The organism is Mesorhizobium sp. M0909, from assembly GCF_040319515.1.
GTDB lineage: Bacteria > Pseudomonadota > Alphaproteobacteria > Rhizobiales > Rhizobiaceae > Mesorhizobium.
Map to the genome: position 1 here is coordinate 1 of NZ_JAMYOA010000028.1, position 24,462 is coordinate 24,462.

Genomic DNA, 24,462 nt, shown 5'->3' on the forward strand with positions numbered 1-24,462 from the left:
TGTGGCTAATGCGGGTTGGTCAGCGGGCTCTGCCGCTCTAAGTTCCCCTTATGGGTCCCCTCTGGTTCGCTCCCCCGGTCTACGTGAAGACGAAACGTCCGGGCATTCGCCATGGGATCAGCCACGTCGAGGGAGCCGCCGAGGAACTCATGGCGTGGGACACCAAGGGCCCGAGGTGGACGAAGGCGGTCCAATCCTGCGTGGACGCGTTCGAGGGCAGAGTCTCCCCTCAAGAGGTCCGTCAAGCCTTCGAGGCGGCTGCCAAGGAGGCCAACGTGTATCTCTCCCCTGAGTAGGAGGTATCATGGCAACCCATTGGTTGGTCCCTCCGGTGTTCGTGAAGAGTGAAACCGGCGTCAGGCATGGGTACAACAATGCGAGGGCAGCCCTTGAGCAGCTCAAGACGTGGACCCGAAGAGGACCTCGCTGGCATAAGGCGGTGACGCTGTGCCTGTCAGCCTTGGAGGGCGATCCGATTGACCCTCAGGTGGTCCGAAAGGCCTTTGAGGCTGCCGCCAAGGAAGACCCCTGAGTAGGAGGTGTTGTGGCAACCATTTGTTCTCCCCTCCGGTGTACGTCAAGACTGACCGACCTGGGGTCACCTACGGGTGCAACAATCTCGAGGGTGCCGCCGAGGAACTCCTGAAGTGGACCAAGATGGGGCCCAAGTGGCGGAAGGCTGTGCAACTATGCATCGAAGCCGTCGAGGATCGGGCGACCCCCGAGGAGGCTCGTAAGGCCTTCGAGGCGGCTGCCAGGGAGGAGGGGTGCTACGATCCTCTGATTAGGTCTCCTGTGTCCCTGTGCCCCATCGGCTAGGGTCGATTGCCGTCCAGCGAGAAGCTCCGAAACTCGATTCCGAGTTGCTTGAGCCGCTCTACACGGGGAACCTCTGCGGCTGGGTGCACGAGCCCAAGGATGGAGTCGGATCGGAAGGGTAGGGGGACATGCAGGGCCTCAGCTGCCTTGAGGACGCCATTGACAAGCTGCCAGGGCACGGCGACGGCGCGCAGTGTTCTGCCTTGTGATGCGGCGATCTCTTTCATGAGCCGTCGGAACGGTACCGGTTCGGGGTTGGCCAGCCCTACCGGCTCCGGCAGGGGCATGTCCGACTCGGCAATACGCACCATGGCGGCTGCCATGTCCGCCTCATGCACGGTGAACTGATGGGAGCGCGCTCCGATGAGAGGTGTGACCGGCAGGTTAGTGAGCTTGCGGAGCGCGCCTGCCATCCCGCCCCAACCGGGGCCGTACACCAGTCCGAGGCGGGTGGAGACACCTCCCAGACTGCTGGCGGTGCGCTCGCAGGCCAGCTTCGCCTGACCGTACAACTGTCGGGTTCCCTTATAGGCCGACATCGAGGAGATAAAAATGACCCGGCGAACCCCTGCGTCGGCGGCATTGCGCAGGAGGTGCTGCGAGCCGGACACATTGACACCCCACACATCGCCGGCGCTGACGAGAGTCAGGTCCCAGGCACAGTGGATGAGCACATCTAGGTCGCTCAATGCCGCCCCCGACGGCGGGCGCTTTATCTCGTATGGGCGCCACTCGGCCACGCCAACCATTGCGGCGGCAGAGTCGGAGGTCACCCGGTTCGAACGGGCGAACGCGATGACCTCATGCCCTTCTTCGGCGAAGGCGGCACGCAGGATGGTCCCGACATATCCGTTGGCTCCGGTGATACCGACCCGCATTGAACGCTCAACCCGTCAGCTGCATCGCTTCGCAGGCGATGCGATGTGAATTGGCCATCACAGTCAGGGTAAAGGTAGTAGCCGGCACATTTGGGAAAACCGACCCGTCGATGAGATGGATACGGTCCCAGCGCGCCAACCGCCCGAGGCGGTCTGTCGTCGCCCTCCCGGTATGCGGCTCACCGGCGTGGGGAAAGCTGCCGCCAAAGTGGTAGCTCTTTGCCCCGCCCGACCACAGCATCCGCGGCGTGACTGGCCACAAGTCAAGGTAAGGTGCCGCCCTGCGTATCCGCTTTATTACGTCAGGCAGCATCGCAGGCACGTCTTTGCCGCTGGCCCTGGCCTCGCTGAAGCCCTCTGAAGTGAGGGTGATCTTGGGTAGCTCATCAGCGGACAACTGGGCGGTGACCCGGACCTTGGGTGATGCCCAGGACGGCAAGTAGCCCAGGCCTACCGTCAACCGGCTCAGGAGCCGATCCGTCACGAAGGCGGCGGCGCGGTGTTGGAGGAAGCCGGGAAGCGCATCGTAGTATGCCTGGTTGAACGGATAGAAGTGAATCTGTGAGACATCGAAGCCCTCGTCGTCCCGGACGATGACCATGTTGAACTGGTTGAGTGTGAACTCGCGCCTTGTACGTGGGTCGGGGGTCGGCTTCATGGAGATCATTGGAAGAACGAATTGAGCCGATTCCGAAAGATGTACCGGCTGGTCCGATCCGAGCGAGCCCAGGATCAGCCGGGTGGTCCCGATTGCTCCGCAGCCCACGAAGACCCGGTCGGCTGTGAATCGCTGGATCCGGCCGCTGGACAGCTCCCGGGCCTGCACGACGGCCGTGTCGCCCTCCTGGTCAACTCGCACCGCGAGCAGTCCGCTGTGGTAGTCGATCCTCCCGCTGCGCCTGAAGCGATCGAAGCTGTGCGAGGCCGAATAGACTAGCGACCGCGGGCACCCAGTCATGCACAGGCCGCAGGGCTGGCATTCGGGCGCTGAGAAGGCGAGGCGGGCGCGGCCTATCGTTATTCCCGTGGAGCGCACTCGATCGCGGTGCCGGTCGTAGTTGGCCAGGACCATCTGCGTCCGCGGCGCCAGCGGCGGAAGCGGGTCCGGGGATCCGATGAGCGGGAACCACTCCTCGAGATCGTCGGACTCTCCAGCGAAAGGAATGTGACCCAGGATCGTCCGATAGTGCTCTTCCATATCCGAGAAGTCGAACGGCCATCCCTTGAACGTGGCGGCGCTGAAGGGCATGATCTGGGCCCCCCAGACATTGCTGAACCCCCCGTAGGCGCTTGATATGACAGCTGAGTTGACTCTACCCTCGGAGTGGACGCCGTCGAGCTGGCCCTTGTTGACAAACGGGAAATCGGATCCGTAGCTTCTCTTTTCAGGCAGCGAATCGGACCGGATCCGCTTGGGTTGCAGGCTGACCCCGCGGACGTCCTCCTCATCCCAGTTATCGACACGCAGCTTGGACAGCCTGGAGATTACCTCTTGCGTCTGCGCGTCAAGCACGGTGCCCGGATCGAACACGGTTACCTTCTCGTCCGGTTTCTCGGACAGCGCCAACACGGCGGCGGCTGCAGCCGGACCCGAACCAATGATTATCGAAGACGGCATCTACTTGCCGCGCCCACCGCCTTGCGCGGCTGTGTCCAGTATCTGCTTGGTTGCCTGTTGGCGCCGCCGGCGCAAGCGCCGCACCAGCTCGATCCGGCCGGCGATGTGGCCTGCCGCGGCCAGCCCCACGCCAGCGATTATCGCCGCGGACCGGGCCAGCCCGTGGGCGTCACCCCTGGCCGCTTGCAAAATCTCCCGCGGTACGCCCTTGGTCAGCGCGTACCAGACGAAACGGGTCTCTGCACCCAGTGCGGCGGCGTCGCCCATCTGGGCAAAGGCCTCGACCTTCCCCTTGTTGACGAACAGACAGCGGCGCCAGAAGTACCTCCAGGTCGGCCGTGAGGCGGGCACGAAGTGGCGGACGGTCGCCGCCGGTTCGTAGATGACCGCCTCACTGCCCCAGAGGTGCGCTACGCGGTGACACATGTCCATGTCGTCGTGACGGTCGGAGTGGAACCCTCCCACCTGCTCGAGGAGGATCCGCCGCACCGACATGTTGGCTCCTATGAGGTGAGCCAAAGGACCTCGGCTGGTCGGAAGGCCGTCATAAGCGCATCCGAACACCCAGTCGAACTGCACAGGAAACCAGGCCGGGCGGCTCGTCTCGAAAACCGGTATGGGGCGCCCGCCGACGGCGCCGATGCGCTTATCCCGGTACGGTTCGATGAGAATCTCGAGCCAGTCCCTGTCGGCCGCCGCATCGTCGTCCAGGAACGCCAGGATCTCTCCAGCGGCTGTCTCGGCTGCCGTGTTTCGGGCCGCCCCCAGGTGCCCGTCATACTTGTTCTGGATCACCCGTATCGGAGGGGTGGATGCTGCGAAGTCAGCCCAGTACGCGGCACAACGGTGGAACAGAGGCTGGTCGACAGATACGATGATCTCGCAGGGTTGCAAGGTCTGCTCCTGAACCGAGGCCACCGACTGAAGCAACAGCTCCCATCTGTCCTCGGAGTAGGCACAGATAATCACTGAGATCGTAGGGGGCGGCTGCCGGCATTCGCTGCTGACGCCATCCTCGGGCTGCCCGGTTTTAGATCCAAGCTGACCGGTTGTAGCAACGGCAACGTCAAGACCGCGGCGGGCGAGACCGATACTTAGGTTCCGGACGTGGCCCCGCTGGCCAACGCCAATCGACATATAGGATTGCGCAAGCATCAGAATACGCATCTAGGAATTCTCCCGACTTGAGCTGCCAATGTCTATCCAAACTCTTTGATAGACGGTGCGATGGTCTTGGTTTTTGAAACGCCAGGCTTCCACGCGGGATTCGGCCTACCCGGAAGCCGGTTTTCAGCATAAAAACTCACCAACCAGGGCCGAGCTTTGCGCCATTGTAGGCTTGCTTCCGTCGAGCGACCCGATCACCGGCTGGAGAAGGTGCGGACCACATTGGCGCCCATCGCCACCGCGTCGTCGAGAACGCGGGCGACCTCAGCCTGCGACCGGTAGGTCAGATAGTGGTTGTTTACGCCGGTCACGAAGACCGCCTGCCGTCCAACGCACAGTTCGTTCCGGAAGTCTTGATGAGGGACGTTGCCGACGGATCGTCTGCGGCGCTCACGACTGCCGGAACGGACAGCAACGCGGACACCAGCACCCGCGGTCCGGCGTTCCGCAGCCCATTTTTTCACTCGTTGCCAGTCGATGATCATCCTGGCATTTGGCTCTCGCCGGCCACAGGGTGCAATGGCCCCTAAGGATTACCTCCTCTGACCTCACACAGCCCGGCGTCGTTCGGGCATAGTGGTGCTTAGCCGTTTCCAGTCGCTCGAGTATTGACCCGTGCTCAGGCATCTCCCAATCAAGTGTTCGGCTCCCGACATGGCGAGTCCCCGCAACCACGGTAGGTGGAAACCATCCTCGCGCTGCGGCTTTCCATCTGCCGCCCTTGGCTGGCGGGCCGGCGGCGGAGTCCAGGGTAGGCGGATCGCCTGAGGTGGTTCTCGTGGAAGCTGTAAGCTGGCGTCGTTTTGAAATCGGCCGTGAGAACAACAATGCGCATTTGCCTGAGTCTCGATTCGTCCCGGCTGCTGCGGTGGCACCTCTGGCTGGCAGAAGCGCTCGCTGAAGTGCCCGGCAACGAAGTCTTCTGCGCTTTGGCGGCCGGTCGCTGCCCGCTGCCGCTAATCTGCCGTCTGCTGCTCGAACTCGAACAACTAGTCTATGGCTTTCGCGGGAACGGCGCCATCGACCCCGTCGAGGCGGCGCTGCGGTGCCTGCCGCCGCCTCCGGCCGACCAAGTCGATGTGGTGATCGATTTGAGCGGGGCAGAATCGCTCCCGGCGGGGCGGCGTGTGCTCACCCCGGTCTTCAACGGCGCACCCGGCGAGATCGGAGTCGTGGCGGCCTGGGTGAATCATCAGGATCTTCTCGTCGACCTGCATGACACGGCGCGCCCGTTGCGGTCGTGGACGGCGCGCCCGGCCAGTGCAGACCGTGAAGTGTTGGCAGCGAGGCTCGACAGCGCCCTTTCCTGCGCTGTGCCGCTGATTCTCAAAGCCCTGTGCGAGGAAAGCGGTTCAGCTGCGTCCGATATCCGCGGTGCACGGACGGCAGTGCCTTCTTTTGGCGCGCTTTCGGCGCTTGCAAGGGCGACCGGCACGGTTGCATCGAAGGCGATCGGGCTTTTGGACGTCCTGGCGAGGGGCGGCGGGATGTGGGGGATTGCCTGGCGCTTCGATGAATCGGCGAGCCTGCTCGACAAAGGCGAAGCAGCCTTCCGGGTGCTCACCGGAAATGCCGACAGCTACCTTGCCGACCCGTTCCCGTTCCGGCACCAGGGGCAGGACTTCATCTTTGTCGAACAGTACCTCTACTCGAAGAACCGGGGGTGTATTGCGGTCGTGACAGTGAACCGGGACGGGACAGCCGGCGCATCCCGGATCGTCGTAGAGGAACCGCATCACCTCTCGTACCCGTTCGTGTTCGAGCAGGATGGGCAGATCTGGATGATCCCCGAATCGGGGGCGGCCAGGAATGTCAGCCTCTACAGGGCAGTGGAATTCCCTTACCGGTGGACGCGCGAGGCCTGCCTCATGGAAGGCATTGAGGGCTACGATACCACGCCGCTCTGCCATGAGGGCGGCTTTTGGTTTTTCGTCAGCCCAAGGCTTTGGAGGTCCACATCCTGGGATCTCCTCAGCCTCTACCGTGCCGAGAGCCTGACCGGGTCCTGGACGCCCCATGCCGCCAACCCCGTCCTGCTCGATGCAAGGCTCAGCCGTCCCGCAGGCGCCGTCATCCGACACGGCGGACGCACGCTACGCCCGGTCCAAGACTGCGCGCGCGGTTATGGCGGCGCGGTGACGTTCTGCCGGATCGATGCGCTCGGCGCGTCGGAGTTTGCCCAGACCCCGCTCGGTCGCATTTCGTCCGGAGCGTTGGGGTGTCACACCTACAACCGCCGGTCTGGCCTGGAGGTGATCGACCTGTTCGGGCATATCCGGGGTTTGCGAGAGGTCACGACCTCGTATCGTTTGCTGGTACCCGACGCGCCGGTCTCGCGACCGCGCGGGGTCTCGGAACCGCGTGGGCAGTCCCTCTCTTGGCCGGTTTCGCCCGGGTTAGCTACCCGTAGCCAGGCGGTCGAGCGCAAGGTGCCCCGCCTGCGAAGGGCCGGGCGCGCTCGACCCTTCTCGGGCACAGAATAAGCTCGCAAATCACGGCCGAGTGAAGGAGCGAGCCTACCTGCACTTCGCAGCTTCTGGCCAGTGGCAAATCAGCGTTGCGCTGGACGTTCATTTCTTCGCGCCGGCGACCTTCGCTGCCTTCTGCACGGCTCGCTCGGTGGAAATTATCGCTGTGAGCTAGTCCCAGCCGCGGGTCGATGAATGTCTTTCCTGGGGGTTGAAGGTGGACCCAGAGGTCTAAGACGGGTTTGGCAACGCTGCTAACACAGCTGCTGAAGGTGATCGGTGCCGCTGCCGTACTATCCGCGCTGGTCGTATGGCTGGAAATAAACTGAAGGGATACCCCAAAAGAGCTAATCATCTATTTGCTTTTCCTAACCATCTATCGTCCTTCCATTTCAGGTCTGCATCAGTAATCGTCGCATAACAAACCAAGATAGGGGGCCACAAGCGTACCAATCTTCTTTCATTTCATCTTCATTTCATAACGGCCGGGAGTCCGCATATGGTTGGATCAAGCACATCGGTGGATGTGGCGGTCATTGGAGCTGGCCGCTGCGGCTTGTCGCTGGCCGCGCATGTGCGTGAGCGCGATGTGGAGCACCGGATTTTCGGGGAGCTCATGGGGTCATGGAAGCACAATATGCTCCCCGGATGGTTATCGCACGACCTCAAAGCGCTGCCATGAACGCCCGTCTCTCCGGCATTCTCGCCCCCGTCGGTGCCACATCGCGGCCTGACCCGGTAAATGTCGCGCTGCGGGGATCACTGACTCTGCCCCGAGTCAGCTTCGTCGTCCCGACGCTCAATGAAGCCGAGAACCTCCCGTGGCTTCTGCCGCGCATCCCCAACTGGGCGCATGAGATCATTATCGTGGATGGTCGTTCGACTGACGATACGGTCGCGGTCGCGCGCCGCCTGCGAGAGGACGTGAAGGTCGTGATGGAGCCCCGGCGTGGCAAGGGCGCTGCACTGCAAGCGGGATTCCTGGCCGCCACAGGCGAAATCATTGTCATGCTGGACGCTGACGGCTCCATGGTGCCGGAGGAGGCGATAGTCTTTGTCAGTGCGCTGATGGCCGGCGCGGATCTCGTCAAGGGTTCACGCTTTATCCAGGGCGCCGGCACGGACGACATGTCGCTGTTCCGGATGTTCGGCAATAAGGGGCTGACCCTGTTCGTGCGGCTGCTCTATGGCGGTTGGTTCTCCGATCTATGCTACGGATACATAGCCTTCTGGACCAAGCACGTCGCCACGCTGGACTGCGATTGCGATGGGTTCGAGATCGAGACCCTCATCAACGTGCGGGCCTTGAAGAACCACCTCAATATCGTCGAGGTGGCGAGTTTCGAGGCTCCGCGCATCAGCGGCGTGAGCCATCTGCGCGCCATGCCGGACGGCTGGCGCGTCCTGAAAACCATCCTGCGCGAGAGGGTGCACCAACAGCGCAGGCGGAACGCGACAGCCTGTGTTGTCGGTGGACAGACCTGATGCGAATCCTGATGGTTGCCGCTCGCTGCTACCCCCTCATAGGAGGCATCGAAACTCACATCCAGGAAGTCGGTCCCCGCTTGGTGGCGCGTGGCCACGCCGTCGACGTGCTCACTACCGATCCCTCGGGGGAGTTGCCGGTTGAGGAGGAAGTGCGCGGCATGCGCGTGCGGCGCGTGCCGGCCTGGCCGAGGGGACGGGACCTCTATGTTGCGCCCGGCATTTATACCGCGATCCGGCGCGGGGCATGGGATCTGATCCATTTCCAAGGTTACAACAGCTTCGTGGCGCCGATCGGGCTGCTCGCGACGCTTCGCGGGGACTTGCCGTTCATTCTGACCTTCCACAGCGGCGGGCATTCCTCCCGGCTGCGCAATGCCGTGCGCGGCACACAGCACGCGCTGCTTCGACCGCTGGTGGCCCGCGCCGCGCGGCTGATCGGCGTCTCCGAATTCGAGGCCAGCTTCTTCAGCGCCAGGATGCGCGTGCCGCGCGAACGGTTTGTCGTCATCCCGAACGGCGCCGCGATGCCGGCTCCGAGCCCCGGCATCAAGGTCGATCCGCACCTGATCGTCTCGGGCGGCAGGCTGGAGCGCTACAAGGGCCATCATCGGGCGATCGCGGCCTTGCCCGAACTGATCCGCCGGGTACCGGACGTGCGATTGCACATCGTCGGAACAGGCCCGTACGAGGGAGAATTGCGGCGCCTCGTAGCGGCACTCGGCCTCGAGAGGCGCGTCACTATCGCGAGCATCCCCGGATCCGACCGGCAGAACATGGCTGACCTCCTGGCGAGCGCCGCGTTATTCGTGCTGTTCAGCGAATACGAAGCCCATCCGATCGCTGTGATGGAAGCCCTGTCGCTGCGCCGTCCGGTCCTCGTTAGCGACACGTCCGGTCTGCGGGAACTGGCCGCCAATGGCCTGTGCCGGGCGGTTCCGCCCAACGCCGGTCCTGGAGAGCTGGCCGCCGCCATGGCCGAAGAACTGGAGGCCCATCGGCAGGTCCCGGATTTGGCCCTGCCGGACTGGGATGCCTGCGCGCATGCGCTGAGCCACGTTTATTATGATGTCCTCGGCAACCGATCCATGTTCCGCTTGGCCCCCGGTGGCGTGACATCGTGGCCTCCTGCGACGAGGGCATGATGCTGATGATGCCGGCTCATTTCAGCGCGGGAACCAGGATCAACCCGCTCCAGGCCGGGATACGAGTCGTCTCGGCCGTTGTCGGTCCCGACCTTCGCGACGGCAGCGCCGATGCCCCCTCGCAACGCGCCAATTCCGGATGGATCGCGGTTCTATGCCTGACGATCGCCGCGGCTCTACTCCTGGTCGTGGCCGGGCACGCGGCCGGGCGCCGGGGCTATGACGTGGCGCCGCCGCTCTTCTGGTCCGGTGTCGTTCTCCTGGTCGTTCCGACCGGCCTCCGCATCGCTTGGCCGACAACAGCCCGAGGTGAGCGCCTGTTCCTGCTCTTCCTGCTTGCCGAAGCCCTGTTCTACTGCAAGATCGTCTATTCCCCGACGAGCTTCAGCGGTTACGACGAGGTCTTGCATTGGATTGCGGCCGAGGATCTCATCACGGCCCGCCGGCTGTTCCTGTCCAACCCGCTTTTCCCGATCGGGCCAACGTATCCCGCCCTGGAAATCCTGACAGCGGCGATCGTCGATCTGACAGGACTGCCCTTGTTCGTATCGGGGACGCTCTTGTTGGTCATCCTCAAGGGCACGTTCATCGGTGCCCTGTTTCTGTTCCTCGAAAGCATCGCCGGATCGCCGCGTATCTCGGCCATCGCCTGTCTGGCCTATATGGGCTGCTCAACCTTCTTCCTGTTCGACTCGATGTTCTCCTACGGGAGCCTCGGTATCGTGCTGTGCGTGCTGACCTTCGCGGTCGAGGCAGCGTCCAAGGATCTCGTCGGGCGACCGAGGCTGAAGTCGCTCGGGCTGATAGCCTTGCTGTTGGCAAGCCTCGCGGTCACACATCACCTGTCGGCCGCCTTCGCCGCCATCTATTTCGGAGCGCTGGCCGCCCTCGAGGCCTTGCGCCGGCACGATCCCCTGCGGATGAAGACCAGCATTGCCGTGGGCCTCGCGGCGATCCTCGCCATAGCCCTGCCGTCCCTGTGGGTGCAGGCCCGTGGCATTCCTCTCACAGGCTATCTCGGCCCGGTGATCGAGTCCGGTTTCGACACATTGCTCGGGGTCATCCTGGGCGCGCCCACCCCGCGGTCGGAGCACCTCGGAGCGCCGGACAAGGCCCTCTACATGCGGCTGACCACCTTGCTGGCGCTCCTGCTCGTGGCCCTCGGACTGGCAACGGGATTCTTTCGGTCGCTGGCCATGGCAGCGCCGAGTGGTCCGCGCTCCGGTTGGCGTCCGATCCAGGACATTCTTAAACGCCGCTGGCGCGACAGCCGCCTCGTGCTCCTCAGCTTGCTGGCCTTCGGGCTCCCAGTCTCAGTTGCCTTCCGACTGACCACCGCTGGATGGGAAATCGGCAACCGCATGGGAACGTTCGTGTTCATCGCCGTCGGGCTGGTCGTCGCGGTGAGCATCGTCCACTTCTGGCAGGGCCGCACGCCACGCGGGTGGCGCCGCATCGCACCGGCCGTTGCTCTGGTGATCATCGTCCTGGGCGGCGTCACAAGCTCTTCGATTAATCCGATCCATGGGCGCTACAGGGTGGCCGCAGATCAGGAATCGATCGAGCCGATGGGGATCGAAACGGCACGCTGGGCCAGGGAATGGCTCGGTGCCGGCAACCGCTTCACCACTGACCGCATCAACCGCCTTCTGCTCGGGGGCTACGGCCGGCAGGACGTTCGGGTCACCATCATCGAAGGCATCGATCCCGCGCGCATATTCGAGGCCGAGACATTGGGGCCCGACGAATTTTGGCCCTTGGCGCGAAGCGACATCGATTTCCTGCTGATTGACCTGCGCCTGACCACGGCTCCGCCGGTGCTCGGCTTTTACTTCCAGCCGTGGGAAGCGCAGCAGGGAGCGCTTTCGGGCGCAGCGCTGCTCAAGTTCAATGACGTCAAGGGCGTCACCCGCATCTACGACAACGGCTGGATCGTCATCTATGACGTGAGGGGATTGCATGAGACTTTGTAGCAAGCGGGACCTTCTGGCCGCGTGCCTGTGGGCGGGGGCGACGGTGGCGGCCGTTGCGCTCAGCGACAGCTTGCTCCTCCGTACTGCCCTGGGCGCGCCCATGGTGTTCCTGGTCTCGGGCCACACGGTGCTGCGGGCCATTGGCGTCAGGACAACCTCCGCGTTGGAACACTTCGTCTACGCGGTCGGAGCAAGCCTCGCCGCCGGCATCGCCGGGGGCTTTGCCCTGAACGGCGCAGGCTTCCTTACGCCGCTCGGCTGGGCGGTGTGGTTCTGGGCCGTGACGACTGCCGCCGCACTGGTCGCGGCCGGCCGCCGCGACACTCCCGATCTGCCAGACTGGCCGGCTCCGGCGCGGGTCCGGCTCTGGCAGGGAGCCGCGCTCATGCTAGCGCTGCTTGTGGCGACCGGAGCCTATGCGCTGGCCGTCCGAGACGAAGCCGCCTACCGGGAATTCAAATACACCGCGTTCTGGTTGTTGCCGTCGGCCAGTGGCGAGTCCGGCCGGATCACCGTCGGCATCAGGAGCGCCGAGACTCAACCTCAGCGATTCGACCTGGAAATCACCCTCGATGGGCAACCGTTCGCCGTTTTCCGATCGCTCACCATCGCGCCGGGCGACACCTGGGCGCGGGAAATCCCGGTGCCCGTCTTGGCAACTCGCCAGACGGCCGAGGCGCGGCTCTATCGACCGGAAGACAACCGGCTCTATCGCAGTGTTTCGACGCTGGTGCCGCGCATCTAAAACGAGGCTGGACCATGCGCATCCTGCTGCTGTCGCAGTTCTATCCTCCGGTGATCGGGGGAGAGGAGCGGCACGTCCGCAATCTCGGCGCGGCGCTGGCGCAGCGGGGCCATCAGGTCAGCGTCGGGACCTTGCTGCATCCCGGATCGCCCGAAACCGAGCTGGACGGCGCGGTCCGCGTGCATCGCCTGCGCGGGACGCTCCAGCGTCTGTCGGGCCTCCACACCGATCCAGAGCGCCGCCATGCACCGCCCTTTCCGGATCCCGAACTGGTGCTTGCCCTGAAGCGCCTGGTCGCCCGGGAGGAGCCGGACATCGTCCACGCCCATAACTGGATCTACGCGTCCTTCCTGCCGCTCAAAGGTCTGAGTGGGGCACGCCTCGTGGTGACGCTCCACGATTACGGCCTTGTCTGCGCCAAGAAGAACTTCATGCACTTGGGCACCCATCTCTGCAGTGGCCCGGCGCCGGGCAAGTGCCTGCCCTGCGCCACAGGGCATTACGGGGCCGTGAAGGCAGCCGCGACCACCTTGGGCAATTGGGCGTCGAGCTTCGCCGCTCGGCGCGTTGTGGACCGCTTCATCGCGGTGAGCCACGCGGTGGCCCGTCACACCGGCCTCGCCCAAGGCCGCGCCCCCTACGAGGTCATCCCCAACTTCGTGCCCGACGATGTTGGGGTGCTTGGCCCGGAAGATGCCTGCCTGCGGGAGTTACCCGGGCATGGATTCATCCTGTTCGTCGGCGACATGATGCGCCTCAAGGGCATTGACGTTCTCCTGCAAGCCTATTCCGGCCTGGAGCGGGCGCCGCAGCTGGTCCTGGTCGGGCGCCGGGTCGCCGATACGCCAACCGAATTTCCGCCGAACGTCCGAGTGTTCGGTACGTGGCCGCATTCCGCCATCATGCATGCATGGCGGCGCTCACTGTTCGGCGTGCTGCCGTCGGTCGGGCCCGAAGCCTGCGCGACGGTCATCATGGAAGCGATGGCGTCCGGGAAGGCAGTCGTCGCAACCGACGTCGGCGGCATGTCGGATCTCGTCGACCACGGCCAGACAGGGCTTCTCGTGCCGCCCGGTGACGCGCACGCCCTCGCTCACGCAATGCAGACACTTGTGGAGGACCGCGCCTTGCTGGCCCGCCTGGAGGCGACAAGCCTCGCCAGGGTTGGACGCCTCAAGGCCGGAGCGGTCGTGACCCGGATCGAGCAGGTCTACCGGGACGTCCTGCGCCCAGCCGCCAGCAGGTCCGCGGCGCCGGCGCACCAAGGTTCGGGTGGGCGATCGTGCCGGTAGACCTCGCCGGGATGGCCATTACTCGCGTGCGCCGGGCGCTTCGAAAGAGCGCCACGCTCGTCATGAATTCCGGAGCTCTGGCGATCGGAACGATGGCAACGGCCGGTCTTGGGTTTGTCTATTGGTGGCTCGCCGCCCGGCTGTTTCCGCCGGAGGTGATCGGCAAGGCCTCCGCCCTCGTGTCCGTGATGGCCCTCGTCGGTGTGCTGGGGGAGGCCGGGCTCGGGACCTTGCTGATGGGCGAGATCGTCCGGCATCCCGGCAAGGAGCCCGGCCTCGCGGCCGCAGCAGCGTCCATCGGGGTGGCGCTTGCGGTCGGCCTGGCCTTGTTGTTTGTCTTCGGGGAGGCGTACCTCAACAGCTCGACCGGGCCGATCGGCGGTTGGTTCTTGGGCGCTGCGTTCGTCCTCGGCTGCGGCCTGACTGGTCTCAGCATCGTGGCCGATCAGGCGTTCGTCGGCACTCTGCACAGCAGCCGCAGAATGATCCGGCAAGTGCTGTTTTCCGCGTTCAAGCTGATGCTGATCGCCGCCGCCGCGGCCGCCGGCTACGTCTCAACTGCCACGATTCTTCTGACCTGGGTGATCGGCCTGCTGGCGTCCTGGATCGGCGTCGATCTCTTGACCCGGGGCGGCGCGCGTCGCCTCGTCGGGCCGCCCGAGTTCCGGCTGCTCCATACGCTCCGACGCAAGGCGTTCGACCACTACGCGCTCGATGTCGCCTTGCAGGCCCCGTGCGTCATCATGCCTTACCTCGTGCTGGTTCTGCTGTCGCCGACCACCAATGCCGCCTTCGTGGCATTGTGGATGCTGGTCTCCATGGCCTCGTTGATTCCCGCAGCCATGGCCACGGTGCTGTTCCCCGTGGTCAGAGCAAGCCCGAAACAATCCAGGCACGATATCCTTTTGTCGCTGACGGCGTCATTGCTCTTCTCGCTGGTCTGCGCCGCCTTCGTCTTCACCTTTTCGCAGGAGATCCTTGCGGTCTTCAATCCGGCCTATCCGGAGATCGCCGGTTCGAGCCTGCGCTTCCTCGGCTTCAGCCTGCTGGGATCGACGCTCAAATTTCATGCCTGCACGCTGGCGCGGCTGGGCGACAGGATGCGCAAGGCATCTCGCTGGTTCGCGCTGGGCGGATTTCTGGAGCTGTGCCTCGCGATCGCGGGGGCGAAGCTTGGCGGACTTCAAGGCCTGGTCCTGGGCTGGACGCTCGCCGTCAGCATCGAGGGCGTGTGCGCGGCCCTGACTTTGGCCTTCGCAATAAAACTTGATTCTGCCGCTGGCCCTGTGCACGAAGAACCGCGCCCCTCGCCACTCCAGACTTGAGATGTCGTCCATGGCGGCGGCCATGAGGCGATCCTTGAGCTCGCGTTGGAGGCGACGCGGATGTGGCGGCGATCTGGACGGAACTGAGCTCGCGCACCGAAACAAAAAGGCCGTTGAGCGCCAGATTCACGGCGCTTCGCATCCGCATTGCCGACGGGCCGCGTCGGCATCTATCACTTCGACAGCCGCTCCTGGCAGGGGCTGCATCGACACGCGCTCATGACGATGATCGCTTATGCTTTCCTCCAGCGCCGCCGCCTGAGAGCGGGTGGGGGGAAAGAACAGCTGAAGGACCCTCTCAGCCAACCCTACCTGCCGTGCGAAGATCCCTTCACGCAGAGCGATGTCCTCACTGCCGCATTGGGCTCACGACATCGACGCGACCACCTCCAGCATCACCTCCGTCGCGCCTCCGCCGATGGATAGGGCGCGGGCGTCACGCGCTATGCGCTCGATTGGACTCTCGCGCATGAAGCCCATAGCGCCGTGGAACTGCACGCACGTATACATGACCTCGTTGACGAGTTCGCCGCAGATGGCCTTCACCATCGAGACCTCGCGCAGGCAATCTTCGTCCGCCGCCATGCGCCAAGCGGTGGCATAGAGAAACTGGCGGCCTGCCTCCACCTTCGCAGAGAGCATCGCGAGACGTTCACGGATCGCCTGCATGTCCCATAGAACGCCCCCGAATGCGCGGCGAGCTTTCACCCAGGCGAGGGTCATATGGATCGCGGCTTCGGCCGCCCCTATCGCCATGCCGGCGAGGACAAGGCGCTCGTTCTGGAAGTTGCCCATGATGGAGTAGAAGCCCTGTCCTTCGGCGCCGAGCACGTTCTCGGCGGGGATGCGGCAACCGTCGAAGACGAGCTCCGCCGTATCGGAGGAGCGCCAGCCGTGCTTGTCCAGCTCGCGGGCGACGCTGAAGCCTGGCGTGCCCTTCTCGACGAGGAACATCGTGATCCCGTGGCTTCCTGCCGAGGGATCGGTCTTGGCGGCGACGCAGTAGAGATCCGCGTGGACGCCGTTCGTGATATAGAGCTTCGTGCCGTCGAGGACGTAAGACTCGCCCTCTCGGCGGGCGCGCGTGCGGATGGCCTTCACGTCCGAGCCCGCATCCGGCTCCGTGATGGCGACCGCGGTGATCACCTCGCCACTGATAATACCCGGCATCCAGCGGGCCCGCTGGGCTTTGGTCCCGTCGTGAAAGACGTGCACGGAAGCCATGTCGGTATGGACCAGCGTCGCGATGGCGACGCCGCCATAAGTCGAGCGCCCGAGCTCCTCGGCGAAGATCGTCGATGCGACCGCGTCCATCTCGGCACCACCGTACTCGGCCGGGTAGCGGATGCCGAAGAAGCCGAGTTCACCCATGCGGCGCAGGATCGGACGGGGAATGAACCCGTCCTCCTCCCAGCGATCCGCACGGGGCTTGATCTCCTCCTCCACGAACCGGCGCACCTGGTCGCGTAAGAGCTCGTACTCCCCCGCCGCCCAAGGCAGCCCCGGTCCTCGCGCCGGTACCCAAGCTTTGTCCATCATCTTCATCCGCTCTGCTACGCAGTCCAACGCAAAAGCTTCAGTCCAGATTGGTGCCCAGGGCCATTCGGAGGCTTCCGGCAAGCTAGAGTTCGATTTCCTCTCTCGGTCCTTCCGAGACTGAAGGGGCTCTGGAATCGGCCACCCAGAGCATTCCGTCGATCACTTCCGCCAGTCCGGCCACTGTCGGGCGCTCGAAAAGGTTGCGAAGCTGCACGTCGACGCCGAAGCTCTGCCGCATGCGCGACACCGCCCGCATCACCAGGAGCGAGTGCCCACCCAGGCCGAAGAAGTTGTCGTCACGGCCGATCGACTCGACCTTGAGGAGATCGCACCACAGCGCGGCCAGCGTCTTCTCGGTGGCAGTCGAGGGGGCGACGAAGTCTTGTGCAGGCTGGATGTTTTCCGCCGTCGGCTCGGGAAGCGCAGACCGGTCGATCTTGCCGTTGGACGTGAGCGGCATCCGTTCGAGGCGAACATACTGCGTCGGAATCATGGACTCCAAGAGCTCTTCGGCGAGGTGGGTGCGCAGGTCGGCCACGGTCAGGGGTTTCGACGAGACATAGTAGGCCACAAGTCGTGCGATGCCGTCTTCGGCCGCTGGCGGTTCGACATAGCCGATTTGGGCCATAATCTGCTGGATGCGGGGTAGGTCCAGCTCGTCGTTGAGTTCGTCAATGGCTTCATCGCGCGTCTTCTGGCCGAGTCGCACATCCCAGCTGTAGGGGAGGGCGTAGTTGTGATGTCCCCGCTGCTTCTTATGAACGTAGATGCCGACATCGTTGATGAGACAGTTCGTGGAGCGTCCTGTATCCGCGGGCCGATCCCATCCCGCCTGCGTCTTCAGGAAGTCGAGCATGTCCTCCAGAGGCACGCTCCAGTAGCGGTAGAAGTCGATGAACTTCACTTCCTCGAATACTGAGTCGTTCCGGAAGGCATCCACGTCGAGATAGCGCGACACAGCATCCTCGCGGCGGTGATACTCCTTGCGCGCCTCGGTGATGAGCGCGTCCAGACGGGCCGGATCGTAGTCGTCCCGCTTGAAGACTTCCTCGGTCAGGCGCGTCTCAAAGAACTGGCCGCGGGACAATCCAGTCACGATGTACCCGATCCCTCGTTCGCGGGCGACGTTCGTGGCCAGGGTGTAGATCGTCTTGAAGCAGCCGTTGCAGACGTTCGCGAACCGTTTCAGGCTGTCGACGAAGATCTCGTTCATATGCGGCGTGCTTCCCCAGTGGTGATCCACGCCCAGGGAGTTCACGAGCCGCCTGATATTGGCCTTGGCTCCTTCCGAAATGAAACCGTTGTCGAGGGTGAAGGTAAGCGGCTTCACCCCCATGGCGACGAGCTTGCACAGCATAAAACTGCTGTCTTTGCCGCCGCTCAACAGCACGATGCAGTCGTGAGGTCCCTTCCGGTTAGCCTGCATCTCCGCGATGAGAACCTGGAGGTCATCCGATGTCTTGAAATAGGTCTGCGCCTTGTCGACATAGGTGTCGAAGGCCCGGCATAGATTGCAGACGCCTGCCGGATCGAACGTCGTGCCGGGCAGGCTGGACGCAACACCGCACCGTTCGCAATAACGCACTTGTGTCGCTGGTTTCGCCACCGAGGTGGCGATCGCAGCGACAGCGCATTCCTGAACGTGCGGGTGCTGCAGAAGCCGGGCTTCGATCTCGCCCAGCTCGACACGCGCGCCACCAACCTTCACCTGATGATCGGCGCGGCCGAGAAAGTCCAGGCGCCCTTCCGAGTTCCAGCGGGCGAGATCGCCCGTCTTGTACAGCCGCAGCTTCGAAAACCCATCTCGAGGATCGATGGCCGTAAGGAAACGCTCGTCGGTCAGGTCAGGGCGATTGAAATAGCCTCTCGCGAGACCGTCGCCGGCAATGAACATCTCACCGATGATGCCGGGGGCGGTGGGCTGATGTGCCTTGTTGAGGACGTAAATGCCCGAATTGGCGGCCGGAACGCCGATCGGCACCGATGCGGATTGATCCCGGTCGATGTCGAAACGGTGAATCATGCAGCCCACCGTGGCTTCGGTTGGTCCGTACTCGTTGTAGATCTCGATAGGATGGGGAATGGCTTTCGTGATATCGCGAGCCAACTCGGTCTTGAAGTCCTCGCCACCCACGATGAACTTGCGCAGCCTTGTGGTCTCAAGATTGCGGTCGCGGATCATCGCGAGATGCGCCGGCGTCAGCTTCATGACATCGACGGCATTGTCGTCGATGACCTTGAGCACAACCATGCTCGGGACGCCGGGATCACCAAGATAGACCACGATGCGGCCGCCGGTGATGAGCGGCGTGAACAGGGTCGTGACGGTCAGGTCGAAGGCGAGGGATGAGAAAAGGGGCCATGCGAGACGTTCGCCGGAACTGTACACCCGAGCGGCCCACCCGATGTAGTTCACCAGGTTCCGGTGCTCGATCACGACGCCCTTGGGCGTGCCGGTCGAGCCGGAGGTGAAGATGATGTAGGCGGCGCCGTCCGGAGTGGCAGCGGACGGTCGGGCCGAATGCGGCTGATGCAAAATCGACCCGAAATCGGCGTCGAGCACGAAAATTTCGGCAAGGTTCGGGGAAATGACGGATTGCAGGCGCGCCTGAGTGATCGCCACCGGCGCCCGCCCGTCGGTCCCGTTGGCAATGTCCTTCAGGATTGTTGCCAGACGCCCCTTCGGCGTTGCCGCATCCACCGGCACATAGGCTGCACCGGACTTCAGGACGCCTAAGATCGCGACGACGACTTCAATGGAGTGCTCCATGAACACAACGGCAATCCGACCCGGCCCCAGGCCGGTCGACGTCAGATGCGCGGCCATCTGATTGGAGCGTTCGTTGAGCTGCTGGTACGTCAGCGTTGCATCGCCGAAGCGGATCGCTTCAGCATCAGGACTGCGCGTCGCCTGGTCGCGGAAGAGATCGATGATCGTCCTGTCCGACGGGTAGGGCGCTGCCGTGGCGTTGTACTCGACAACCAGCGCCTGATGATCGGTATCTTTCAGCAGGGGAAGCGCTACGGCCTCAGCCGCGATAGGAAGGACTTCGTTCATGAGATACGCTCCCCATTGCGGAAATCAAAAAATCTCATCACGTCAATCGTTCAGCTTTTTGGGTTGCCTGGCGATAAAGCTCTGCGATGGCAGGCGCGTCCGGTTCCTCCAGCATAAGGGGACCGTTGCAGTCCTCGGGCCCGAAATAAAATTCGGCATGCGGCACCACTCGAAGCCATCGGTGCGGTGCTGCACCCGATCGCAGCCAGGCCTTGTTCGGAAGAAATATGCATACTCGACCCGAATACGGAGTGGGAATGTACCGCCGCAAAGCCGTGATCGCCGTCGATTTGAGTCGAGCTCTGCTCGCCAGCACCGGATCTGCCGTGACAGGCTCTTTGCTTTTGCGAACGAGGGGCACGAGGGCGGCGCGGACGCGCTCGCCGAGATTGCGGAGGCGACTGCCGAAATATCGGAGACGGGCCCCGAATGTCGGCAGCTTCGCCATCTCTCGCAGGCACGAATCGGCGCTACGCCTAGTATAGAAATACAGCAGACGCGGCAATTCGTTATAGGTGGTGGGGTGAAGAGGGCCAAAGAGCGCTATGCATGGGACCTCCGCTCCCCGTTGACCCAGCATCTTCGCCAGTTCGAAAGCGGTTGCAGCGCCGGAGCAGTAACCGGCGATGATGTACGGACCGGTGGGCTGATATTCGACGATCTGGCGGGCGAAGTACTCCGCGATAGCTTCGACGCGGTCCATCGGCTCGCTCTGCCCATCGAAGCCAGACGGTTGGAGTGCGTAAAACGGTTGATCACCGCCCAGGTGCTTCGACAGGTCGGAGAATGAGAAGGGCGCCCCGATATGCCCGGGTACGGCATAAATGGGCGTGCGTGTTCCGCCAGACTGCAGGGGAATGATTGCAGGCTGTTGCCGGGCCGCCGCCGTGGCCATATTCAGAAACGCGATGATCTCGCCCTTCCGGTCCCGCAACTGGTCGCGAAACTCCGCCGTCAGTGCGCCAGCTGGGGCGTTGCACCGCAGCCGGTCGCCCTCTACCCAGATCTTGATGTCCTTGACCGCGAGGTCTGCGAGAAGCTCCGGGAACTGCGTCACGTCCGCCGACATAGGCCTTCCGATCACTTTTGTTCATGATTCACGACGGAGCCGAAGTGGTTCCGCGTCCCAGTTCCTCCAGCACGACGGTTTCATCCATGAAACTGCCGTTTTTTCTCCATACCCCCGGGACATGTCAGTGAAGCGCTGTCCCGTGTTCTCAACCGCGACCCACCGCGAAGTGGGAAACAAGTCCGATTCGAATGAACTTGCGTGCACTCCAAATGGAATTGGTTGAGCTCCTCGTTTATCCGTAGTGCATCGTAAGTGAATTATGGGATCGCGGGCACTTCAATTCCGGACTACCACTCAATTCCGGACACCACGGTCCCGATGTACCCAGGTTTCGGTACGAACCTACGGACAGCCCATTCTCTTTCATCCCAAGAAAAGGGCTGTCCTAAGCCGCACCCGAGGGCCTTGGAGATAGCCTCCAGCCGGGTCCAGCGCCGGAGGAAGCCTTCCAGCCGGTCTTCTGGACCAAGGGCGGTGTAGGACCCATACTCGGAGGCGGAAAAGCAATGCGCTGCGATCTCGTCCGCTTCGGGTACAGCCAGAACTGCCTCGATATCCACCCCGACCTCCTGCCTGGTCGAGAGGGCGACGACCGCGACATCTCCGGATCGCGAGACGCTGAAGTGCAAATCGCGAGCAGGCATGCGGTGCGAGAGGTGGGGTTTGCCTAGGCGTCCATATTCTAGTTCGACGTTGGAGGGCGAGATTCCCAGTTTGGAGGCGAGGGCCCGGCGCAGCTGCCCGCGGGTAACGATATAGCGGCGGCGGTCCCGCTCCAGTCTCAACCCCTCGGCGCGCCGACGTTCCTCTTCGTTGAGGCAAACGCCTATCTCGCGGATGACGTCCTGCTCCGCATCGAGCATGAATGCCAGGATCTCCAAACCATCATTCTCGAGGACCGGCATTATGATCCCGGGTCTCAGCTCGACTTTATCCAAGTTTGGAGGGGGCGGTGCCGGCTCCGCTAGAGGCTGACTGACGTCGAATCTGACGAGTCGAATTGATCGATGTCCCGAGACAGCATGAAAATTCCAGCTCGCGCCCAATGCGCCATGGCCCTCGTCCCCGCCCGCGCCACAAAATTGGATAAAGTCGAACTCAGGGCAGCAGTCAGAAGTCATACCTGGATTCCGATCGCTGGGAGCGCTCATGCGCACAAGTGCAATTCTTTCCAATGAATGGCAGCGCCATTCTTGCGCGGATTTCCCTGATGAAACAACCACGTAAGGGCGAAAGCAAGGAGCGCCCGGTGGCTATTTCGAGGTATGGACGGGCGACATCAAAAGACCAGACATGCTGCTGCTCGCAAGGGGCCTGCCGGAGGCGAAACTGCCAACTTTATCTTGCCGGATTGACAATGAACTGGCGCTCCAATGATCTCCTGCTCTGACGAGCAAGGCTGCTGCGCCGGGTTTTGCCAAAAAGCAGTTACCTGGATGCGGAATTACATCGTCAAAGCAATCTCCGCGCTTCGCTTGTGCGGCTGAGTGAGCGCCTGGGCGATGGGCTTTTGCTGCTGGACGACGGAAGCCTCCCGGCCTGTCCGCGCGGCTTTTATGCCTTATGGAAGACTTGGTTACTAGGGACGACGCGATAGCGCCGTCAGTAAAGATCCAATTCGGATTACCTCTTCTGAGTCATTGATAGGTTCTCAATAGGTCCGCATCGCCAGTCCTGTTCGAACATCGCCGATTCGGCTTGGTTTCCACAGCGGGCCCGGCTGGCGTCCTGCTCGGCGGTGGAGGCACGCAGACACAGGCAGGCGAGGCGGGCGGCGATCTCGACCCTCTTTCCGACGAGCTTGGATTCGCCGCCCCGGGCGGGGCGCGCCAGTCCCGCATTATGGGCGTTACGCAGCCGCTCGGGGACGATCATGACGATCGGTGCCCGATCATCTCCGCAACCAGCCAAACAGCGCGCCGGCTGCATGGTTGGCGAACCGGATGACGCCGTGGACGTCGATGGTGAGGATTGCAACCTCCGTGGCGCTGGCAAAGCCCATCATCGCCCCGCGCGCGATCTCGCTGCGGCGCAGCTCCAACTGCTGCATGACGAGCGCTGCGGCCGCTGCGGTGAACCTCGCCCCTGCCGGCGGCGGATCAGGTGGACCAAGGGTACTCCTGCACGGGAAGAAAGGGGCCGAAAGGCCCTTATTCAACCACTTAAAATGGTGGCTACGCGGCTACTTGTAATCTATGGCTCCAGCGGTAGGAGTCGAACCTACAAGCCTTTCGGCGTCGCATTAACCGTGCGGTGCGTCTACCAATTCCGCCACGCTGAAACATAGATTAGAGAGCCCGCCGCGCGAACTGGTGCTCTGATCCCGAATTGAACGGAATACGCGCTGTGCTTATCCGGCACTGCCGATAGTCCAAAGTGGCCAGCACCGACAACGGTCACATCGCATGACGTAAACAAATCCAACCTCCCCTTGGTCCTCGCCTTCCGAAGGTCCGAACCCGCCGATCGATTGTGGAAGAGCCTGCCCCAATACTTGATATAAAGTGGCGGCTCCCTTTTTTCGGTCGACGCTTCAAGCCGCGGCCTGTTTCATGTGAGCAGCAATGGTCCCTAGCACCCGCTTGGCACCGCGCAGCTGTGCCTCGATGCGGCGCTCTGGACTGTCTCTGCCTATTGCGATCCACTTCATGGGATGCTCCGCATTAGCCAGGTGGGACTTGTGCCCGGCGAAGCCTGCCAGAAAATCGTAGCCGCACTCGCCGCGTCCGATGCTGTCCTCAATAGCCAGCACATGGCTGATAAGTCCTGGCTTGAGCCGGCCATCGCGCTCATAAAGAAAGCCGCTTTGATAGTTGAGAACACGGCCGTCACACACGAAATTGTACAGGACCCCGACTGTCTGGTCCCCGGCCAAAGTCCGTGAGATGCGGACGGTCCCCGTGGGAACGCCGCGCGTAATGAGCTCCTCGTGAAATCGACGGAAGCTCGGGTTGGCAAAGGCTCCCCTGCGTCCCCATCGCGCCTGATGAAGCTCGGCGAGCAAATCAAACGCGGCGAGCGCCTCCGATGTCACTTCGACAGTCCGGAACGCAACGGGGCCGCGTTCCCCATATAACCGCATGGCACGGCTTACCGCTTGGCGAGTATTGCGGCCTAATGTGGCGCGGTAATTTGCGCCTTTCTGGCGGACTTTGGCGAAGTCGATCCACCGTGCCGTATCTTCTGCTTTCACCTCAGTAAGGAGCCCGGCCCGGCCCGCGGTGCGACAAGCGGCCAATTCGAAGTCTAGATCAATTCCGGAGAGCACCAGTTGGTCAGAGCGGCGCAAGTGATGCGCCAAGGCCTCGACGCATGCCGCTCGAGTGGCATCGGCCAGGGATCGCTCCGCAAGAATATCGTTGTACTCAATGAACAATCGATCGAATCGAACATCTCCGGTTTCATTGAGCAGCCAACGCGCCCGCGCATGCCGCCCGAAACTCCACGCCCTCCGCCGGCAAATAATCGCCAAGCCAACGATTCTGCTTGACGTGCGAGCGACTAGAACATGTGGTTGCGCGCCCCCCGGCAGATGCCGCAGCCAAGTTCCGATCCAGAGCCAGGACAGATAGAATGAGTGAGTTGCTCGCGCTTCGAGCTCCTTCCAAGCGGTCTCGAGTGTCGCGATGTCCGGCAAGACCTCCACGGTAACGTCGATGACCGTATCCTGGCGCATGGCTTGTTCTCCTGAGGCCACGCGATAGGGTTCCGCACCGATGGCTGAGACATCAAGAGGTCCTGATATACAACCATCTTCCTGATACTTTGCGCATTGCGGCGGGAATGCCAGGAGTATCCTCGCTGCGCGCTGCTGTTCGTCCATGGAGCACTCGGGGTTTCCTGTTTGGAGAAGACTTCATGTCGGGAGGCGCTAAAAG

Annotated in this window: 20 protein-coding genes and 1 tRNA gene; 10 read left to right on the top strand and 11 right to left on the bottom strand. The window is 63.0% G+C overall.

All coding sequences use genetic code 11. From position 1 onward, the window contains the following. Positions 1-50: 50 nt before the first annotated feature. The 3 genes from NKH83_RS28480 to NKH83_RS28490 are packed head-to-tail and all read left to right on the top strand — an operon-like array spanning position 51 to position 819. Positions 51-296, top strand: a complete 246-nt coding sequence (locus NKH83_RS28480) for a DUF982 domain-containing protein (protein ID WP_352808344.1) — start codon at positions 51-53, stop codon at positions 294-296. A gap of 8 nt (positions 297-304) precedes the next feature. Continuing rightward, a complete protein-coding gene (locus tag NKH83_RS28485; RefSeq protein WP_352808345.1) occupies positions 305-532 on the top strand; it encodes a DUF982 domain-containing protein in 228 nt (75 codons plus the stop codon). Between the two features lie 38 nt (positions 533-570). After that, positions 571-819 carry a DUF982 domain-containing protein gene (locus tag NKH83_RS28490; protein ID WP_352808405.1) on the top strand — a complete coding sequence of 83 codons (249 nt, stop codon included), beginning with the start codon at positions 571-573 and terminating at the stop codon, positions 817-819. On the opposite strand, the gene NKH83_RS28495 is transcribed toward NKH83_RS28490, so the two are convergent. The 3 genes from NKH83_RS28495 to NKH83_RS28505 are packed head-to-tail and all read right to left on the bottom strand — an operon-like array spanning position 816 to position 4,482. Beyond that, positions 816-1,697, bottom strand: coding sequence for an NAD-dependent epimerase/dehydratase family protein (locus NKH83_RS28495; RefSeq protein ID WP_352808346.1), 882 nt, complete (start codon positions 1,695-1,697; stop codon positions 816-818). The genes NKH83_RS28490 and NKH83_RS28495 overlap by 4 nt on opposite strands. Before the next feature lie 7 nt (positions 1,698-1,704). After that, entirely contained in the window at positions 1,705-3,315 is a 1,611-nt protein-coding gene (locus NKH83_RS28500) for a Rossmann-fold NAD(P)-binding domain-containing protein (protein WP_352808347.1), read from the bottom strand. Beyond that, positions 3,316-4,482 (bottom strand): glycosyltransferase, encoded by a 1,167-nt coding sequence (locus NKH83_RS28505; protein ID WP_352808348.1) that lies wholly within the window; start codon positions 4,480-4,482, stop codon positions 3,316-3,318. 827 nt (positions 4,483-5,309) lie between these two features. On the opposite strand from NKH83_RS28505, the gene NKH83_RS28510 reads away from it, so the two are divergent. The 7 genes from NKH83_RS28510 (at position 5,310) to NKH83_RS28540 (ending at position 14,915) form a co-directional block, all read left to right on the top strand. After that, positions 5,310-6,965, top strand: coding sequence for a glucosamine inositolphosphorylceramide transferase family protein (locus NKH83_RS28510; protein WP_352808349.1), 1,656 nt, complete (start codon positions 5,310-5,312; stop codon positions 6,963-6,965). Between the two features lie 663 nt (positions 6,966-7,628). After that, positions 7,629-8,435, top strand: a complete 807-nt coding sequence (locus NKH83_RS28515) for a glycosyltransferase family 2 protein (RefSeq protein ID WP_352808350.1) — start codon at positions 7,629-7,631, stop codon at positions 8,433-8,435. Next, positions 8,435-9,580 (top strand): glycosyltransferase family 4 protein, encoded by a 1,146-nt coding sequence (locus NKH83_RS28520; RefSeq protein ID WP_352808351.1) that lies wholly within the window; start codon positions 8,435-8,437, stop codon positions 9,578-9,580. The genes NKH83_RS28515 and NKH83_RS28520 overlap by 1 nt, the downstream gene beginning before the upstream one ends. Continuing rightward, a complete protein-coding gene (locus NKH83_RS28525; protein WP_352808352.1) occupies positions 9,556-11,553 on the top strand; it encodes a putative glycosyltransferase family protein in 1,998 nt (665 codons plus the stop codon). Before NKH83_RS28520 ends, NKH83_RS28525 begins: the two co-directional genes overlap by 25 nt. A 100-nt stretch (positions 11,554-11,653) precedes the next feature. After that, complete coding sequence (locus tag NKH83_RS28530) at positions 11,654-12,298, top strand: hypothetical protein (protein WP_352808353.1); 645 nt, start codon at positions 11,654-11,656, stop codon at positions 12,296-12,298. A 14-nt stretch (positions 12,299-12,312) separates the two neighbouring features. After that, entirely contained in the window at positions 12,313-13,590 is a 1,278-nt protein-coding gene (locus tag NKH83_RS28535; RefSeq protein WP_352808355.1) for a glycosyltransferase family 4 protein, read from the top strand. Then, entirely contained in the window at positions 13,581-14,915 is a 1,335-nt protein-coding gene (locus NKH83_RS28540) for a lipopolysaccharide biosynthesis protein (protein ID WP_352808357.1), read from the top strand. Before NKH83_RS28535 ends, NKH83_RS28540 begins: the two co-directional genes overlap by 10 nt. A gap of 366 nt (positions 14,916-15,281) precedes the next feature. On the opposite strand, the gene NKH83_RS28550 is transcribed toward NKH83_RS28540, so the two are convergent. The 8 genes from NKH83_RS28550 to NKH83_RS28585 all read right to left on the bottom strand — a co-directional run bounded on the left by NKH83_RS28550 (position 15,282) and on the right by NKH83_RS28585 (position 24,407). Further along, positions 15,282-16,460 carry an acyl-CoA dehydrogenase family protein gene (locus NKH83_RS28550; protein ID WP_352808358.1) on the bottom strand — a complete coding sequence of 393 codons (1,179 nt, stop codon included), beginning with the start codon at positions 16,458-16,460 and terminating at the stop codon, positions 15,282-15,284. Positions 16,461-16,536: 76 nt separating this feature from the next. Beyond that, on the bottom strand, positions 16,537-19,512 hold the full coding sequence (locus tag NKH83_RS28555; RefSeq protein WP_352808359.1) for an amino acid adenylation domain-containing protein: 2,976 nt from the start codon (positions 19,510-19,512) through the stop codon (positions 16,537-16,539). 37 nt (positions 19,513-19,549) lie between these two features. After that, positions 19,550-20,581: a TubC N-terminal docking domain-related protein gene (locus tag NKH83_RS28560; RefSeq protein WP_352808361.1), complete on the bottom strand. Its 1,032-nt coding sequence runs from the start codon at positions 20,579-20,581 to the stop codon at positions 19,550-19,552. Positions 20,582-20,871: 290 nt separating this feature from the next. Then, entirely contained in the window at positions 20,872-21,489 is a 618-nt protein-coding gene (locus NKH83_RS28565; RefSeq protein ID WP_352808362.1) for a 4'-phosphopantetheinyl transferase family protein, read from the bottom strand. A 718-nt stretch (positions 21,490-22,207) separates the two neighbouring features. Next, the gene (locus tag NKH83_RS28570; protein WP_352808363.1) at positions 22,208-22,459 is read right to left on the bottom strand and encodes a hypothetical protein; all 252 of its coding nucleotides are present in this window, start codon (positions 22,457-22,459) and stop codon (positions 22,208-22,210) included. Between the two features lie 16 nt (positions 22,460-22,475). Beyond that, positions 22,476-22,634 carry a hypothetical protein gene (locus tag NKH83_RS28575; protein ID WP_352808364.1) on the bottom strand — a complete coding sequence of 53 codons (159 nt, stop codon included), beginning with the start codon at positions 22,632-22,634 and terminating at the stop codon, positions 22,476-22,478. A 146-nt stretch (positions 22,635-22,780) separates the two neighbouring features. Continuing rightward, positions 22,781-22,865, bottom strand: a tRNA-Asn gene (locus NKH83_RS28580). A 252-nt stretch (positions 22,866-23,117) separates the two neighbouring features. Further along, positions 23,118-24,407, bottom strand: coding sequence for a GNAT family N-acetyltransferase (locus tag NKH83_RS28585; RefSeq protein ID WP_352808365.1), 1,290 nt, complete (start codon positions 24,405-24,407; stop codon positions 23,118-23,120). Between the last annotated feature and the right edge of the window lie 55 nt (positions 24,408-24,462).

Bases quoted from the DNA above. Each gene is read 5' to 3' on its own strand.
- NKH83_RS28565 (WP_352808362.1), bottom strand. From the start codon at position 21,489: ATGCCGGTCCTCGAGAATGATGGTTTGGAGATCCTGGCATTCATGCTC.
- NKH83_RS28505 (WP_352808348.1), bottom strand. From the start codon at position 4,482: ATGCGTATTCTGATGCTTGCGCAATCCTATATGTCGATTGGCGTTGGC.
- NKH83_RS28515 (WP_352808350.1), top strand. From the start codon at position 7,629: ATGAACGCCCGTCTCTCCGGCATTCTCGCCCCCGTCGGTGCCACATCG.
- NKH83_RS28530 (WP_352808353.1), top strand. From the start codon at position 11,654: ATGGTGTTCCTGGTCTCGGGCCACACGGTGCTGCGGGCCATTGGCGTC.
- NKH83_RS28535 (WP_352808355.1), top strand. From the start codon at position 12,313: ATGCGCATCCTGCTGCTGTCGCAGTTCTATCCTCCGGTGATCGGGGGA.
- NKH83_RS28520 (WP_352808351.1), top strand. From the start codon at position 8,435: ATGCGAATCCTGATGGTTGCCGCTCGCTGCTACCCCCTCATAGGAGGC.
- NKH83_RS28510 (WP_352808349.1), top strand. From the start codon at position 5,310: ATGCGCATTTGCCTGAGTCTCGATTCGTCCCGGCTGCTGCGGTGGCAC.
- NKH83_RS28550 (WP_352808358.1), bottom strand. From the start codon at position 16,460: ATGAAGATGATGGACAAAGCTTGGGTACCGGCGCGAGGACCGGGGCTG.
- NKH83_RS28485 (WP_352808345.1), top strand. From the start codon at position 305: ATGGCAACCCATTGGTTGGTCCCTCCGGTGTTCGTGAAGAGTGAAACC.
- NKH83_RS28585 (WP_352808365.1), bottom strand. From the start codon at position 24,407: ATGGACGAACAGCAGCGCGCAGCGAGGATACTCCTGGCATTCCCGCCG.
- NKH83_RS28500 (WP_352808347.1), bottom strand. From the start codon at position 3,315: ATGCCGTCTTCGATAATCATTGGTTCGGGTCCGGCTGCAGCCGCCGCC.
- NKH83_RS28555 (WP_352808359.1), bottom strand. From the start codon at position 19,512: ATGAACGAAGTCCTTCCTATCGCGGCTGAGGCCGTAGCGCTTCCCCTG.
- NKH83_RS28570 (WP_352808363.1), bottom strand. From the start codon at position 22,459: ATGATCGTCCCCGAGCGGCTGCGTAACGCCCATAATGCGGGACTGGCG.
- NKH83_RS28495 (WP_352808346.1), bottom strand. From the start codon at position 1,697: ATGCGGGTCGGTATCACCGGAGCCAACGGATATGTCGGGACCATCCTG.
- NKH83_RS28575 (WP_352808364.1), bottom strand. From the start codon at position 22,634: ATGCAGCAGTTGGAGCTGCGCCGCAGCGAGATCGCGCGCGGGGCGATG.
- NKH83_RS28560 (WP_352808361.1), bottom strand. From the start codon at position 20,581: ATGTCGGCGGACGTGACGCAGTTCCCGGAGCTTCTCGCAGACCTCGCG.
- NKH83_RS28480 (WP_352808344.1), top strand. From the start codon at position 51: ATGGGTCCCCTCTGGTTCGCTCCCCCGGTCTACGTGAAGACGAAACGT.